The organism is Peptoniphilus stercorisuis (assembly GCF_017874395.1).
Classification (GTDB): domain Bacteria; phylum Bacillota; class Clostridia; order Tissierellales; family Peptoniphilaceae; genus Anaerosphaera; species Anaerosphaera stercorisuis.
Window position 1 is genome coordinate 17,049 of record NZ_JAGGLJ010000003.1, and the last position, 15,676, is coordinate 32,724.

Annotated in this window: 14 protein-coding genes; 12 read left to right on the plus strand and 2 right to left on the minus strand. The window is 29.1% G+C overall.

The window, feature by feature from the left end; translation table 11 throughout:
• Positions 1 to 189: 189 nt before the first annotated feature.
• From J2Z71_RS01765 to J2Z71_RS01820, 12 genes are all read left to right on the plus strand, one after another.
• Positions 190 to 2,268, plus strand: coding sequence for a glutamine synthetase III domain-containing protein (locus tag J2Z71_RS01765; protein WP_210060137.1), 2,079 nt, complete (start codon positions 190 to 192; stop codon positions 2,266 to 2,268).
• A gap of 8 nt (positions 2,269 to 2,276) precedes the next feature.
• Positions 2,277 to 3,875 carry a CTP synthase gene (locus J2Z71_RS01770; protein WP_210060138.1) on the plus strand — a complete coding sequence of 533 codons (1,599 nt, stop codon included), beginning with the start codon at positions 2,277 to 2,279 and terminating at the stop codon, positions 3,873 to 3,875.
• Positions 3,876 to 4,137: 262 nt separating this feature from the next.
• Positions 4,138 to 5,538 carry a cysteine--tRNA ligase gene (gene cysS, locus J2Z71_RS01775; RefSeq protein ID WP_210060139.1) on the plus strand — a complete coding sequence of 467 codons (1,401 nt, stop codon included), beginning with the start codon at positions 4,138 to 4,140 and terminating at the stop codon, positions 5,536 to 5,538.
• Entirely contained in the window at positions 5,523 to 5,948 is a 426-nt protein-coding gene (locus tag J2Z71_RS01780; protein WP_210060140.1) for a Mini-ribonuclease 3, read from the plus strand. Before cysS ends, J2Z71_RS01780 begins: the two co-directional genes overlap by 16 nt.
• Complete coding sequence (thyX, locus tag J2Z71_RS01785) at positions 5,938 to 6,696, plus strand: FAD-dependent thymidylate synthase (RefSeq protein WP_210060141.1); 759 nt, start codon at positions 5,938 to 5,940, stop codon at positions 6,694 to 6,696. The genes J2Z71_RS01780 and thyX overlap by 11 nt, the downstream gene beginning before the upstream one ends.
• 9 nt (positions 6,697 to 6,705) lie before the next feature.
• Entirely contained in the window at positions 6,706 to 7,446 is a 741-nt protein-coding gene (gene rlmB, locus J2Z71_RS01790; RefSeq protein WP_210060142.1) for a 23S rRNA (guanosine(2251)-2'-O)-methyltransferase RlmB, read from the plus strand.
• The gene (locus tag J2Z71_RS01795; RefSeq protein WP_210060143.1) at positions 7,418 to 7,951 is read left to right on the plus strand and encodes an NYN domain-containing protein; all 534 of its coding nucleotides are present in this window, start codon (positions 7,418 to 7,420) and stop codon (positions 7,949 to 7,951) included. The genes rlmB and J2Z71_RS01795 overlap by 29 nt, the downstream gene beginning before the upstream one ends.
• Before the next feature lie 126 nt (positions 7,952 to 8,077).
• Positions 8,078 to 8,743 carry an S-layer homology domain-containing protein gene (locus J2Z71_RS01800; protein WP_210060144.1) on the plus strand — a complete coding sequence of 222 codons (666 nt, stop codon included), beginning with the start codon at positions 8,078 to 8,080 and terminating at the stop codon, positions 8,741 to 8,743.
• 96 nt (positions 8,744 to 8,839) lie between these two features.
• Complete coding sequence (locus J2Z71_RS01805) at positions 8,840 to 9,940, plus strand: hypothetical protein (RefSeq protein WP_210060145.1); 1,101 nt, start codon at positions 8,840 to 8,842, stop codon at positions 9,938 to 9,940.
• Positions 9,933 to 10,775, plus strand: coding sequence for a mechanosensitive ion channel family protein (locus tag J2Z71_RS01810; protein ID WP_210060146.1), 843 nt, complete (start codon positions 9,933 to 9,935; stop codon positions 10,773 to 10,775). Before J2Z71_RS01805 ends, J2Z71_RS01810 begins: the two co-directional genes overlap by 8 nt.
• On the plus strand, positions 10,775 to 10,999 hold the full coding sequence (locus J2Z71_RS01815; RefSeq protein ID WP_210060147.1) for a DUF951 domain-containing protein: 225 nt from the start codon (positions 10,775 to 10,777) through the stop codon (positions 10,997 to 10,999). The genes J2Z71_RS01810 and J2Z71_RS01815 overlap by 1 nt, the downstream gene beginning before the upstream one ends.
• Before the next feature lie 65 nt (positions 11,000 to 11,064).
• Positions 11,065 to 12,192, plus strand: coding sequence for a glycerate kinase (locus tag J2Z71_RS01820; RefSeq protein ID WP_210060148.1), 1,128 nt, complete (start codon positions 11,065 to 11,067; stop codon positions 12,190 to 12,192).
• Between the two features lie 894 nt (positions 12,193 to 13,086).
• Here the strand turns inward: J2Z71_RS01820 and hydF are convergent.
• Both hydF and hydG read right to left on the minus strand, forming a co-directional pair.
• The gene (hydF, locus tag J2Z71_RS01825; protein WP_210060149.1) at positions 13,087 to 14,232 is read right to left on the minus strand and encodes a [FeFe] hydrogenase H-cluster maturation GTPase HydF; all 1,146 of its coding nucleotides are present in this window, start codon (positions 14,230 to 14,232) and stop codon (positions 13,087 to 13,089) included.
• Positions 14,233 to 14,241: 9 nt separating this feature from the next.
• Entirely contained in the window at positions 14,242 to 15,663 is a 1,422-nt protein-coding gene (hydG, locus tag J2Z71_RS01830) for a [FeFe] hydrogenase H-cluster radical SAM maturase HydG (RefSeq protein WP_210060150.1), read from the minus strand.
• Positions 15,664 to 15,676: the final 13 nt, after the last annotated feature.

The window sequence follows — 15,676 nt, forward strand, 5'->3', positions numbered from 1 at the left end:
TTTCTGGGAATTTTTAAATAAAAGTTCAAAAAAATCTAAATTAAGCTTCCTTAAACTATTGACAAGGAAAATAAATTTATATATCATAAAAGAAAACACCATAAAAGTTTTTTAAAGAACTAAATAATGTTTTTTTTTCATATTGGCAAAATTGATTTGCCAATTTTTTTGTGTTTATATGGAGGTAAAATGAAAAAAAACGTATTAGAAGAATTTGGTTCAATGACCTTTAATAAGGCTAAGATGAAGGAAAAATTACCATATCCTGTCTATTTAAAATGGAAAGAAGCCTTAAGGACAAATAGAGATTTAGATAGAGAAAGTGCCGATACAATAGCTCATGCAATGAAAGAGTGGGCAATTGAAAAAGGTGCAACACATTATTCACATTGGTTTCAACCACTTAATGGGCTAACTGCTAAAAAACAGGAGGCTTTTTTAGATAGGTCAAAAGAAAATGAACCTATGAATAGATTTTCAGGCAAAGAACTAATTAAATCTGAATCAGATGCATCATCATTTCCAAGTGGTGGAATAAGATCAACTTTTGAAGCAAGAGGATATACTTATTGGGATTTAAGTGCAAACTCATTTATATTAGATAATGTATTATATATTCCAACTATATTTTTATCCTTTACAGGCGAAAAAATTGACAAAAGAGCTCCACTTTTAAATTCTATAAATGCTCTTTCAAAAGAAGGTTCAAGAATTGTAAATCTTTTTGAAAAGTCAGTTCACACTTATAGAGTTAGACCAAAGATAGGGCTTGAGCAAGAGTTTTTCTTAGTTGATAAATCCCTTTATGAAAAAAGATCAGATTTATTAAATTGTGGAAGAACATTAGTAGGCGCAAGACCACCTAAGGGACAAGAACTTGATGATCACTATTTAGGAGTTATTCCAAGAAGAGTTATGAACTTTTATGAAGATGTTAACAAAGAACTTTGGGCTCTTGGAATTTATGCAAAAACTGAACACAATGAAGTAGCTCCATGTCAGTTTGAAATAGCTGTTTTATTTGAAAATGCAAATATATCAATTGACGATAATCAACTTGTAATGAGTATTTTAAAATCAACAGCACTAAAACACAATCTTGTATGTCTGCTTCATGAAAAACCCTTTAATGGTGTAAATGGAAGTGGAAAACACAATAATTATTCAATAAGTACAAATTATGGTTTAAATTGTTTTGAACCTGGGAAAAATCCTAGTGAAAATTTCATATTCTTATTATTTACAGCAGCAATAATTGAGATAACAGATAAATATCAAACACTTTTAAGACTTAGTTCATCATCTGTTTCTAATGACTACAGACTTGGAGGACATGAAGCACCTCCTGCAATAGTTTCACTGTTTTTAGGAAGAGATCTAGAAGATGTATTTAAGTCTATTGCCTATGAAGATTTTTCTTTAAGAGATTATGAAGATAATGTAAAAATCAATAGTTTAGGTTATGTGAAAAAAGATAAATCTGATAGAAATAGAACATCAACAGTTGCATTTACTGGAAATAAATTTGAATTTAGAATGCTTGGTTCTTCAAAATCAGCATCAGATATTAATATTGTAATTAATACAGCTATGTCTAAGGCACTAAAGGATATGGCAGATAGATTAGAAAATATTGATGAAGAAAAATTAGAAGAAGAGGCTTTAGAAATTGTAAAAGAAAAATATCTAAATCATAAAAGAGTTATCTATGATGGAGATAATTATTCAAATAATTGGATAGAAGAAGCTAAAAAAAGAGGACTTAAAAATTATCCAAGATTTTTAGATGCTCTATTAGGTGCAAAAAATGAAAATGCACAAGAACTTTTTATAGAAGAAGAGATTTTTACAGAAAAGGAAATAAATGCAGTTTATGATGTATTTATGGAAGAGATAATAAAACATCATAGACTTGAAATAAGAATATTAAATGCTATGATTACTAAAGATATAATTCCATCAGCAATGAGAGAAATTAAAGAAATATCTTCAGTACTTTCCTTTGTGGAAAATAATGAGTTAAGTAAAATATTAAATATTTTAAACATAAATATAAATAAGCTATTAAAATTGAAAAATGATTTGAAAAATATATATGAAGATTCTCTAAAACTTACAGATATAAAAGATCAAGCTGTTTTATTACAAAATCAAGCTGTAAGTATTATGGAAGAAATTAGAAATATATCTAATGAAATAGAAGAAAATGTAAGTAGAGAAAATTATAATATCCCAACATATGAAGATATTTTCAATTCGTTAATTTAGGAGGAAATATGACTAAATTTATTTTTGTAACAGGTGGAGTAGTTTCAGGTATAGGCAAGGGAATAACAGCGGCAAGTATTGGTAGAATGCTAAAAGACAGAGGTCTTACAGTATTTATGCAAAAATTTGATCCTTACTTAAATATAGATCCAGGCACAATGAGTCCATACCAACATGGAGAAGTTTTTGTAACAAAAGATGGAGCAGAAACAGATCTTGATTTAGGACATTATGAAAGATTTATAGATGAAGAACTTACTAAAAGAGCAAGTATTACAACTGGTAAAGTTTATTCAAAGGTTATAAATAAAGAAAGAAGAGGAGATTATAATGGACAAACAGTTCAAGTTATCCCTCATATAACAGACGAAATTAAAAATGCAGTATATAAAGCAGCTAAAGAATCAAAGGCAGATATTGTAATAACAGAAATTGGTGGAACAGTAGGAGATATAGAGTCACTTCCATTTTTAGAGTCAATTAGACAAATTCACTCAGAAAATGAGCAAGATGATGTATTATTTGTTCACACAGTATTAGTTCCACAAATTCCAGGATCAGATGAACTTAAAACAAAACCAACTCAACATTCTTTCAAAGAGCTAATGAGTAATGGAATTAAAACAGATATTATTATAATAAGATCTGATGGAGAAATAACTGATTCAATTAAAAAGAAAATTTCACTATTTTGTGATGTGCCAGTTGATGCAATAGTTCAATCTAAAAATGTAGAATTAATATATGAAGTTCCACTAGTATTTAAAGACCAAGGACTTGATAAGTACATTCTTAAAAAATTAAATTTAGACAATGAAATAATTTCTCAAAACTCTTGGGAAAATATGGTAGAAAGATTTAAATCAGCAGACAAAAATCTAAATATTGGACTTGTTGGAAAATATACAGAACTTCATGATGCATATTTATCAGTTATTCAAGCACTTTTTGATGCAGGATATGAAAATGGTGCAAAAATAGATATTAAATGGATAAATGCAGAAGAACTTGAAGATGAAAAAAATGTAAATGAAGTATTCAAAGACTTAGACGGAATAATTGTTCCAGGTGGATTTGGAAGTCGTGGAACAGATGGAATGGTATTATCAAGTAAATATGCAAGAGAAAACAATATTCCTTTCTTTGGAATATGTTATGGAATGCAAGTAGTACTAATAGATCTTGCAAGAAATGTATTAGGATTTAAAGGTGCAAATAGTACAGAAATAGATCCAGATACTAAATATCCAATTATTGATTTATTAGAAAACCAAGAAGAAATTGATGAAATTGGTGGAACACTAAGACTTGGAAACTATGAATGTTCATTACAAGAAGGAAGTAAAGCAAGAAGTCTTTATAATGAAGAAAAAGTTCTTGAAAGACATAGACATAGATATGAATTTAATAATGATTACAAAGAAGATCTTGAAAAAGCTGGAGTAGTTTTCTCTGGAATAAATGAAGAACTTAATCTTGTAGAGATAGTGGAATTAAAAGAGCATAAACACTTTATAGCTTGTCAATTCCACCCAGAATTTAAATCAAGACCAAATAGAATACATCCACTATTTGATGGATTTGTAAAAAGCTGTATTAATAAATAAGAAGTTGAAAAAAACTTTAATATAATATAAAATTAAACTTAGTTAAATAGTTTAAAAGGCTAAGAAATAGGAGATTGTATTGAAACTTTTAAGAGAACAGTTTTAGTTGCTGAGAGAAACTGTAAAGAAGATTTACAAGTGTGCACCAGTGGAGCCTTGTGGATTGATCTCCTTATAGATTTTAAGTATAAATTAGAGTGGAACCACGGAAATATAATATCGTCTCTTAGCGGAGGCGATTATTTTTTTATGGAGGGAAATTATGAAATTATATAATACTTTAACAAGACAAAAAGAAGAATTTATACCACTTAAAGCAGGTCATGTTACTATGTATAACTGCGGACCTACAGTATATAATTTTATACATGTTGGAAACGCAAGACCTTTATGTGTATTTGATACATTAAGAAGATATTTTATATTTAAGGGATTAGATGTAAAATTCGTAGTAAACTTTACAGATATTGATGACAAAATCATCAACAAAGCAAATGATGAAGGTGTAAGTTTTACAGATATAACAGAAAGATATATAAAAGAGTTTAAAAAAGATGCAGGAGGACTTAATTTATATGAATACGAAACAATTAACCCTCGTGCAACAGAGCATATTGATGAAATAATAGATTTTATATCAAAACTAATTGAAAAAGGTGCAGCTTATGAAGTTAATGGAGATGTTTATTTTAATATAGATGCAGCAAAAGACTATGGTAAACTTTCTCACAAAAAACTTGAAGATTTAATTTCAGGAGCAAGAATAAATATAAATGAAATTAAAAATAATCCTGCAGACTTTGCACTTTGGAAAGCTAAAAAAGAGGGAGAACCTGCATGGAACTCACCTTGGGGCGAAGGAAGACCAGGTTGGCATATTGAGTGTTCAGTAATGGCTAAGACACTTCTTGGAGATACAATAGATATTCACTCAGGTGGAGAAGATTTACAATTCCCACATCATGAAAATGAAATAGCACAATCTGAAACTTGTAATGAGGTTCCTTTTGCAAAATATTGGCTACACAATGGAATGATTACTGTAAATAATGAGAAGATGTCAAAATCTAAAAATAACTTCTTTACAGTTCGTGAAATTTCTGAAGAGTATGATCTTGAAGTATTGAGATTTTTCTTATTAACAGCTCATTATCGTTCACCAATTAACTTCTCAAGAGAGGTAATGGATCAATCTAAAAACTCACTTGAAAGAATATATAATGCAAAAAATAAATTAGAAGAACTTTTAGAATTAACAGAAGAAAAAGACTATTCACAAGAAGACAAAGAATATCTTGGAATTATAGAAAAAGAATCAAAAGAAATGTTTGTAAATTCTATGGACGATGATTTAAATACAGCAGATGCAATTACTGCAATATTTAATCTTGTAAAGGCAGTTAATACAAACTTAGATGAAAAATCAAATAAAAAAATAGTAATAGATTCACTTAATATGTTAATGGAACTTTCAAAAGTACTTGGAATTTTAAATAAAGAAGAAGAAAATATAGATGAAGAAGTAGAAAGTTTAATTCAAGAAAGAGAAGATGCAAGAAAAGACAAAAACTTTGCAAGAGCAGATGAAATAAGAGATATTTTACTTTCTATGAATATAGCAATAGAAGATACAAGGACAGGAACTAAATGGAAGAGAATTTAATGTTTTTAAATGTATCAGATAAGGTTTATGATGAAAGTTCTATAAGAGAACTTTCTCCCTTAGCTCTTGCATTTTTAGGAGATGGAGTTTTTGAACTCTTAGTTAGAACAGAACTTCTAAACAAAAATAAAAATCCAAAAACACTTCATAGAGAAGCGATTAAATCAGTTAAGGCATCAGCTCAAGCTACAAAAATAAATAGAGTAATAGATATTCTTACAGAAGAAGAGCTAGGTGTCTTTAGAAGAGGAAGAAATGCAAAATCTCATACAATGCCAAAAAATGCAACTGTTAGAGATTATAAAGAGGCAACAGGACTTGAAGCGCTTTTTGGATATCTTTATTTACTTAATAAAGGCAGTAGAATTTTAGAATTATATAGTTTAATGGAGGAAGATAGTGAAAGTTGAAATTATAGCAAATACTCCAAATCCAGATGAGGTAATAGCACAAGCTGCAAAACTTTGTTATTCACAAGTTGGAGTTAATGAAATTAAAGAAAAACTTACAAAAGAAAATACTGATAAGTTTCTTAAAATGTTAATGAGCTTTTCTCATGCATCACCACTAGAGCATGCAAGTTTTACCTTTGCAGTAGAGGGAGTATCAAGAACACTTACTCATCAATTAGTAAGACATAGAATAGCAAGTTATTCTCAACAATCACAAAGATATGTAAAGCTTGATAATTTTGAGTATATTATCCCTCCAGCAATTGCAGAAAATGAAGAAGCTCTTAAAATCTATAGAGAAATAATGGAAAAAGATAAAGAGGCTTATGGAAAAATCTCTGAACTTCTTATAAAAGATAAAGCAAAAAAATATATAGAAGCAGGACTAGATGAAGAAAAAGCTTATAAAAAAGTTGAAAAAGAATCTATTGAAGATGCAAGATATGTATTTCCAAATGCTTGTGAGACAAAAATTGTCTTTACAATGAATGTAAGAACTCTACTACATTTCTTTGAACTTAGATGTTGTAATAGAGCACAATGGGAAATAAGAGAACTTGCAACAAAGATGCTAATAGAATGTAAAAAAGTAAGTCCAATATTATTTGGAAATGCAGGACCAGCTTGTGTAAGTGATAAATGTCCTGAGGGAAAGATGACTTGTGGAAAAGCAGTAGAAGTACGCGAATATTTTAAAAGTCTTTAAGGGTGAAAAATGAAAGAATATATTTATGGAAGAAATCCAGTAATTGAAGTATTAAAAAATAGAAAAGTCGATAAGTTATATATTCAAAAGGGCGACAAAGAAGGTTCTATTAAAAAAATATATGCCCTTGCAAAAGAGCAAAGTATTTTAATTACAGAAACAAATAAAAAAAAGTTAGATGAAATGTCTAAAGGAGAAAACCACCAAGGAATAGTAGCCTTAGTAAGTGGATTTGAATATTCCTCTCTTGATGAAATAATAGACTCTTGTGATGAAAATGGAAGAGTTTTAATACTTGAGAGAATTGAAGATCCTCATAATTTAGGTGCAATAGCAAGATCTGCAGAAGCTGCAGGATTTAATGGAATTATAATACCAAAACATGGATCTGTTTATGTAAATGATGCAGTATATAAAACATCTGCAGGAGCAATAGAAAATATAAAAGTTACTATTGAAACGAATTTATCACAGGCAATAGATAAATTAAAAGAAAATAACTTTTGGGTTTATGGAACAGATATGGGAGAAGAATCCTATTCTGATACAGATCTTACAGGAAGAGTTGCAATAGTAATAGGAAACGAAGGCCGTGGTATTGGTCATAGTGTAAAGAAAAATTGCGACAAAATAATTTCCATTCCAATGAAGGGTAGTATTAATTCATTAAATGCATCTTGCGCTGCATCAATTATTATGTTTGAAGTATTAAGACAGGAAAATGAAAAAAATATATTACAAAAAAGATGAGAAATATCTTTTTGTAGATGGCTACAATATAATTAATTCTTGGGAAAAATTAAAAAATTTATCTTCACAAAATCTTGAGGACACAAGACAAAAATTAATGGACGAAATGTCTGAATTTGCAATATTTACAGGAGAATCAGTAATTCTTGTATTTGATGGCTATATGGTAAAAAAATCCCCTGGAGCAATTTATAAGTATAAGGGGATTTTAGTAGTATATACAAAAGAGTTTGAAACAGCAGATCATTTTATAGAAAAAGAACTTCATGAAATCGGAAGACTAAGACAAGTAAGAGTTGCAACTTCTGATAATGTAGAGCAACAAATGATATTATCAAGAGGTGGAACTAGAATATCTGCAAGAGAACTTGAAATAGAAGTAGAAAATGTAAAAAATAATATAAATAAGAAATCAGTAGAACTTAAAAATTCAAATCAAAAAATAAATGCAATAGATGACAAAACTCTGGAAAAATTAGAAAAGTTAAAAGAAAAAATTAATTAAATCATATTTCATTTATGTTACAAAGAGTAAATTTTCTGTAACAGAAATTTAAAACTAGCAAGTAGCTATAACTGTTATAATGTAGGTAGTTAAACTATGTTATAACAAGTGAAAAAGGTGAAATAGATGAAAAAGGGTAAAAAGGTGCTATTAATTTTATTTACTTTTCTTATAATCTTTAATTCATCTTCAATTTATGCACAAAAGTTTCAAGATACAAAGGGGCATTGGGCAGCAAGCTATGTAGATAAACTTTCAGATTCTGGAATAATGACTGGATATGATGGGAATAATTTTAAACCTGATTCTTATATTTCCAGGGCAGAATTTTATTCAGTAGTAAATCAAATGGCAGGACTAGACAAAACTTATACTGTTACGTTTTCAGATGTATCAACATCAGATTGGTTTTATAATGATGTTGCAAAGGGAATAAAGGCAGGTTATTTAACACCAACAACTGGAAATCTTAATCCAAATAAACCTATAACAAGACAAGAGGTTACAGGAATACTTGGATATATGTACAAAGTAACTCCTGATGAAAGTGTACTTAAAAAATTTAAGGATCAATCAGCAATATCATCAGATAATAGAGGATATACAGGAGCCCTTGTAAAACTTAAAATAGTAGATGGTTACGAAGACAATACTTTTAGACCAAATGCTGGCATAACAAGAGGGGAAATTTCAAAGATAATTTGTCTATTAATGGATGGCTATGGTCTTCCTGGCAAAAGAGTAGTAGTTGATAGTAAAATCAAATTTGGAGACAGAAGTCTCTACAAATAAAAAAGAGTTTTTACAAGGAAGAGCTGTAAAAGCTCTTTTTTTATTACTTAGTTTTTTCTTCTTAAACCCTGTGATATAATTATCTTGGAGGTAGTAATGGAAAAGTTTACTCAGAAGCAAAAGAAAATAGGATTAATTGCAATAATAGTAATTGCTGCATTGATCTTTATATTTATAAATAGAGGAAGATTAAATCACAATAAAGAAATTAAAAAAGAACTTACAATTGGAATAACAGATAGTGCAAAAGACTTTCATATAAGTTCACAATCAACAATGTTATGGGATGATAAAACACTATATTTTTGTGACAAATCAGGAGAACCCTTTAAGAAGATAACTAGAAAAGAAGAAAATTTAACAGTATTTTTTACAAATAATTATGCTTTTATATATGATCCAGATATTAAAAAGTTATATGAATACTCAGAGCTTGGAGAACATTTAAATACAATAAAAGTTCCAGCAGAAGTATTTAATGTAGAATACCAAAATAAAAATATAATAATACATGCAAAAAGAAATGGTACAGAATACTTATACAATTTAAAGACAGATGGAAGTCTTAATGAAGCATATAAAACAGATAATTATATATTGACCTATGATATAGAAGAGCCAAAGAAAAACTATGCAGTAACAGAAATTACAACATCGGCAAATGGATATAAAAATATCCTAACTTATGCAATAGATGGCGAGAAAAAAACTAAAGAGGCATTATCAGAAGTAGGGCTTTTTGTCTGTTCAAATAAAAAATCAACAACACTTATAACAGATAAAAATATATATAAATTTACAAAAGATGAAAATATAACAAAGAAAGTTCCAAATATAAGCGATGTAATAAGCGATGGAAATAATTTATATTTACTTCATAGTGGAATAATATCAAAGTACAATAAAAACTTAGAAGAAACAGAAAAATATATATTAGCAGCAAATGTAGAAAAAATTATAAAAGTTTCAAATTCTCTATATGCCTATGGAAAAAATGACATTGGAGGAGAAATAGGAACTAGAAATGAATTTTATACAAGACTTGGATCATCAGTAGAAAAAGTTGAAATAAATGGACTTACAATAGCTGCCTTAAAAGAAGGCCGAGTATCTATTTATAAAGTTGTAAATTCAAGAGATCATAATAAAAATACATTAAAGGATATATCTAAGGAGCAAGATAAGAAAAATGACTAGATTTACAGAAGACTTTTCAAGATATATAAGAAGTGAAGCAGGAAACTTAAATGTGCTTGGAAAAATATTAGGAATAGTAGTAATATTTATAGCAGCCTATATAATTTCAAAAGTAGTATCAGCACTAATCTCTAGAAAATTATATTCAAAATCTATGAAAAAATATAATTCATATAGTAGAATAGTGACAATAATGGAACTTATTAAAAAGATAATAAAAATTTTAATATATTTCGTTGCAATAATGACAGTTATGGAATTAATTGGAATAAAGACAACATCAATACTTGCAACAGTGGGAGTTGGATCATTAGCACTTTCCTTTGGAGCTCAAAACTTAGTAAAAGATGTAATAAATGGATTTTTTATAATAGTAGAAGATCAATATGCTGTGGGAGATTTAATAGAAATATCAGGCTTTGAAGGTCATGTAGAAGAACTTGGTCTAAGATGCACAAGACTTCGTGATTTTAATGGAATGCTTCATATAATCCCAAATGGAACTATATCAATAGTTACAAATAAACAAAGAGGCACTATGAGATCAAAAGTTGATGTTCAAATAGATATAAAAGAAGATCCAGAAGTAGTAATAGCGCTAATAGAAGAATCCCTAATAGGACTATCAGATGATCCAATAGTAATAAAAGGACCAAATGTATGGGGAATAACGCTAAATACAGAAAGAGGATATACAGTAAGTGCTGTTGCCTATTCTAGAATAACAGACAAAACAAATCTAGAGTATGAAATGAGAAAGCGAATAATAAAAATTCTAAATAAAAATAATATAAAACTTCCTCAAGTTCGAGGAAATGTAAATGAGGTGTCGTAATGTTAGAGTATGAAGTAGGAGATATTGTAACACTAAAAAAGGGACATCCCTGTGGAGCAAATGAATGGGAAATCCTAAGAACAGGCGTAGATATAAAACTAAAGTGCATAGGCTGTGAGCGAATGATTTGGGTTAGTAGAATGGACTTTGAAAAAAGAGTTAGAAAAATAAAAGAAGAAGAAAAATTTGTAAGTATAATTCATCACAAGAAAAAAGAAGACTAAGAAGTAGTTTAAAACTACTTCTTTTTAATTTATACTATAAGTATTAAAAAATAGGAGAGAAAAAGATGAAAATATTTGTAGCAGTAGATTCATTTAAAGGATCAATGGGATCAATAGAAGCAGGAACAATAATAAAAGAAGCAATAATAGAAGAAATTCCAGAAGCAGAAGTGAAAATTTCACCACTAGCAGATGGCGGTGAAGGAACAGTAAAAGCACTAGTAGATGGACTAAAGGGAAAATACATAGATGTAGAAGTACAAGGACCATTAAATGAAAAGATAATTGCAAAATACGGAGCAGTAGATAAAGTTGCAATAATGGAAATGGCAGAATCATCAGGACTGACACTAGTAGAAAAAGAAAAAAGAAATCCATTATTTACAACAACTTATGGACTAGGAGATATGATAAAAGATGCCCTAGATAAAAATTATAGAGAATTTATCATAGGAATAGGAGGATCTGCAACATCAGATGTGGGACTTGGAATGCTTCAAAGTTTGGGATTTGAATTTTTAGACAAAAATGGAAATAAAGTTGGAATATTTGGAAAAGACTTAGAAAATATAGCAGAAATAAAAGATGAAAAAGTAGACAAAAGAATATATGAATCAACATTTCAAATAGCTTGTGATGTAGATAATCCACTATTTGGAAAAAATGGAGCAGCATATATCTATGGACCACAAAAAGGAGCAAGTAAAGAAGATATAATAAAACTAGATAAATATACAAAAAACTTTTCAGAAATAGTAAAAGAAAAATACAAATTAGAAAATGAAAATATCAATGGAACAGGAGCAGCAGGAGGACTTGGATATGCCTTTAAAACATTCTTAAAAGCAGACTTAATTCCAGGAATAGAAATAATAACAGACTTCTTAAAAATAGAAGAAGAAATAAAAAGCTCAAAACTTGCAATAACAGGAGAAGGAGAACTAGATCATCAAACAATGATGGGAAAAGCACCAAGTGGCGTTGCAAAAATTGCAAAAAAATATAATGTTCCAGTAATAGCAGTAGCAGGATCCCTTGGAAAAGACGTAGAAAAAATAAATAATGAGGGAATAGACGCATACTTTTCAATAACACCAAAGCCAATGACCTTAGAAGATGCAATGAATAGCGAATTTGCAAAGAAAAATTTAAAAAGCACAATCAAGCAAATTATGAAAGTATATAAAATGTAAGGATAATATGTATTTTGGAAGGAATATATGGTTTTGTAGATATATACATTGTAATTCGGAGCATTGGGGACAATGCTCCCTACGTTTTTTAATGGAGATTTTAATATATCAAATATTTATATGTTCGGACCTTTTCGTAGGGACGCATTTCCAAGGCGTCCATTCCCATAATGTTTTATATAATAAATAAAATATGTATGTTGGAAGGAATCTATGATTGTGTGAATATGTGCATTTCAAAATGATTATTGTAAAAAAGATTTAGATGTGCGGACCTCTTTGTAGGGACGGTTGTCCCTAACCGTCCGTTTGGAATTGTATGTATTAATAGAGGAACGAATCTATGGTTTTGTAGATATATACATTGTAGTTCGGAGCATTGGGGACAATGCTCCCTACGTTTTTTAATGGAGATTTTAATATATCAAATATTTATATGTTCGGACCTTTTCGTAGGGACGCATTTCCAAGGCGTCCATTCCCATAATGTTTTTAAATAAATAAAATAAAAATGTATGTTGGAAGGAATCTATGATTGTGTGAATATGTGCATTTCAAAATGATTATTGTAAAAAAGATTTAGATGTGCGGACCTCTTTGTATGGACGGTTGTCCCTAACCGTCCGTTAGGAATTGTATGTATTAAAATGACCTTTAAATGATAAGGGTTTTAACTAATTTAAGATTATATAAATACATACATTGTATTCGGAGCATTGGGGACAATACTCCCTACTCCCTACATTTTTCAACAAAGGTTGATATCTTTTAAAATATGTTGATATATAAATAAAAAATATAAAATTATGCACAGATTATTTTAATTTTAAATACTTATAAACAAAAAGAAGACCAATTGGCCTTCTTATCTACAATTTAATTTTAACCTTATTTTTAATAGACGACTTTATCTAATATATTATTTAGATGGGCGATTGTTATGCCATAGTTTGTTATTGGTGTATTTGTATTTTTTGCCCTATTTATTCTATTCATCACATGGGATCTATTAAACATACAAGATCCACATAGTATTACTAAATCATATTTACTTAAATCTTCTGGAAAGTCATTTCCACTTACATGGATAATTTCCATATCTCCAAATTTATTTCGAAGGAGTTTTGGGATTTTTACTCTTCCTATATCTTCTTCTAGTGGAGCATGGGTGCAAGCTTCTGCTATTAGAACTTTTGAGTTTTCATTTAAACTATCTATTGCAGATGCTCCTTTTACAAATTCAAATATATCTCCCTTTGCTGCTGCAAATAATACTGAAAATGATGTTAAAAGTGATTTTTCAGGCTTATTTTCATATACATATTTAAATATTTGTGAGTCTGTAATTATTAAATCTGGATCTTTTTTTAGCATTGTAAGACTTTTTAAATACTGATCTTTTGTAGTTGATACTACTATACATTTATTGTCTAGTAAGTTTCTAATTGTTTGAACTTGTGGAAGTATTAATCGTCCCTTTGGAGCTTGTATGTCTTGTGGCATTACAAGAAGGACTAAGTCATCTTTTTTTACAAGTCTTGTTACTAGTTCTATTTCTCTATCTACTTCTTTTGTCAGTTCTTTTATTTTTAGTCTTAGTTTTTCTTTGTCGAATTTTATTGATTCTATATTATATTTTTCTTTTAAATTTTTTTCTAATTCTTTATTTTCGTAATTATTAAATACTGCAAGAAGTGGTTTATTTTTTTCTTTTAATTTATTAAGCCATTTTTCATCTAGATTATCTTCTCTTATTACTATTAGTCCAATATCTATTTTTTCGATTACTTCTTTAGTCTTTTTTTCTCTTTCTTTTCCAAGAGCAGAGTCATCGTTAAATCCTGCTGTATCAATAAATACTACTGGTCCTATTTCAAAAAGCTCCATTGCTTTATATACAGGATCTGTTGTTGTTCCTGATATATTTGATACAAGGGATATTTCTTGATTTGTCATTATATTTAAAATTGTTGATTTTCCTGCATTTGTAGGACCAAATATTCCAATGTGAAGTCTATTTGATTTTGGTGTTGTATTCATTTTTACTCCTTAAAATCTAAAGTCTCTTTCTCCATTTTGTATATTAGAAATATAGTCTGTTGCTTTTTTCTTTACTATTTCATTTGTAATATTTTCTAATTCTTTTTTGATTATTTCATCGCCAAGTTTTTTAGTTTTTTCTGTTGAATAGTCTTCTAAATATTCTTTTAATGTCATTAATGCATTTGGATGACAACAATTTACAATTTGTCCAGATTTTAGAAGTTGCATAAATCTATCTCCAGTTCTGCCTTCACGATAGCATGCTGTACAAAATGATGGAATATAACCCATTTCAAGAAGCCAGTCAACTATTTCATCTAAACTTCTTTTGTCTGATGTGTCAAATTGTGATGAGTCTTCTTCTTCTTTTACTTCTTCATGAGCATATCCACCTACTGATGTTCTTGATCCACCACTTATTTGTGATACGCCAAGTTTAAGTGCTTTTTCACGAGAAGATTTTGATTCACGTGTTGAGATTATCATTCCTGTATAGGGAACAGCAATACGAAGGACTGCAATTATATGTTCAAATATTTCATCTGAAATTGCATTTGAAAAGTCTTCTGGATTTATATCATCTGCAGGGCAAATTCTTGGTACTGAAATTGTGTGAGGTCCACAGCCGAAAGTTTCTTCTAAATGTTCTGCATGCATTAGAAGTCCTGTGAAGTCATATTTATAGGAGTTTAATCCAAACAATACACCAATGCCTACATCGTCTATTCCTGCTGTCATTGCTCTATCCATTGCCTCTGTATGGTATTCATAGTTTGACTTTGGTCCTGTTGGATGAAGCTCTTCGTAGTTTTTCTTATTATAAGTTTCTTGGAATAGTATATAAGTACCAATTCCTGCATCTTTTAATTTTTTGTAGTTTTCTATAGTTGTAGCTGCAATATTTACATTGACACGTCTTATTGCACCATTTTTGTGTTTTATATTATAAATTGTATTTATTGATTCAAGTACATAGTCAATAGGGCAGTTTACTGGATCTTCACCAGTTTCTAGGGCAAGTCTTTTATGTCCCATATCTTGAAGTGCCATTACTTCTTCAACTATTTCTTCTTGAGTTAGTTTTTTTCTGCTTATATGCTTATTTTTGTAGTGATAAGGGCAGTAAACACAGCCATTTACACAGTGATTTGATAAGTAAAGTGGAGCAAAGAGTACAATTCTATTTCCATAGAAGTTTTTTTTGATTTCTCGAGCAAGTGCCTTTGTACTTTCTTTTATTTCTTGATCTTCACATAAAAGTAGTGTTATTGCATCTCTATGAGAAATTCCCTTATAGTCTTTTGCTTTTTCTAAAATGTTTTTAATTAATTCTAAGTTGTTTTTATTTTCTTCTGCATATTCTATTGATGAAAGTATTTCTTCATCATTAATAAATTCTTCTGCTATATGTGATGTTTTATTATACATAATGACCTTCTCT

Bases quoted from the DNA above. Each gene is read 5' to 3' on its own strand.
- J2Z71_RS01765 (WP_210060137.1), top strand. From the start codon at position 190: ATGAAAAAAAACGTATTAGAAGAATTTGGTTCAATGACCTTTAATAAG.
- J2Z71_RS01770 (WP_210060138.1), top strand. From the start codon at position 2,277: ATGACTAAATTTATTTTTGTAACAGGTGGAGTAGTTTCAGGTATAGGC.
- cysS (WP_210060139.1), top strand. From the start codon at position 4,138: ATGAAATTATATAATACTTTAACAAGACAAAAAGAAGAATTTATACCA.
- J2Z71_RS01780 (WP_210060140.1), top strand. From the start codon at position 5,523: ATGGAAGAGAATTTAATGTTTTTAAATGTATCAGATAAGGTTTATGAT.
- rlmB (WP_210060142.1), top strand. From the start codon at position 6,706: ATGAAAGAATATATTTATGGAAGAAATCCAGTAATTGAAGTATTAAAA.
- J2Z71_RS01795 (WP_210060143.1), top strand. From the start codon at position 7,418: ATGAAAAAAATATATTACAAAAAAGATGAGAAATATCTTTTTGTAGAT.
- J2Z71_RS01800 (WP_210060144.1), top strand. From the start codon at position 8,078: ATGAAAAAGGGTAAAAAGGTGCTATTAATTTTATTTACTTTTCTTATA.
- J2Z71_RS01805 (WP_210060145.1), top strand. From the start codon at position 8,840: ATGGAAAAGTTTACTCAGAAGCAAAAGAAAATAGGATTAATTGCAATA.
- J2Z71_RS01810 (WP_210060146.1), top strand. From the start codon at position 9,933: ATGACTAGATTTACAGAAGACTTTTCAAGATATATAAGAAGTGAAGCA.
- J2Z71_RS01815 (WP_210060147.1), top strand. From the start codon at position 10,775: ATGTTAGAGTATGAAGTAGGAGATATTGTAACACTAAAAAAGGGACAT.
- J2Z71_RS01820 (WP_210060148.1), top strand. From the start codon at position 11,065: ATGAAAATATTTGTAGCAGTAGATTCATTTAAAGGATCAATGGGATCA.
- hydF (WP_210060149.1), bottom strand. From the start codon at position 14,232: ATGAATACAACACCAAAATCAAATAGACTTCACATTGGAATATTTGGT.
- hydG (WP_210060150.1), bottom strand. From the start codon at position 15,663: ATGTATAATAAAACATCACATATAGCAGAAGAATTTATTAATGATGAA.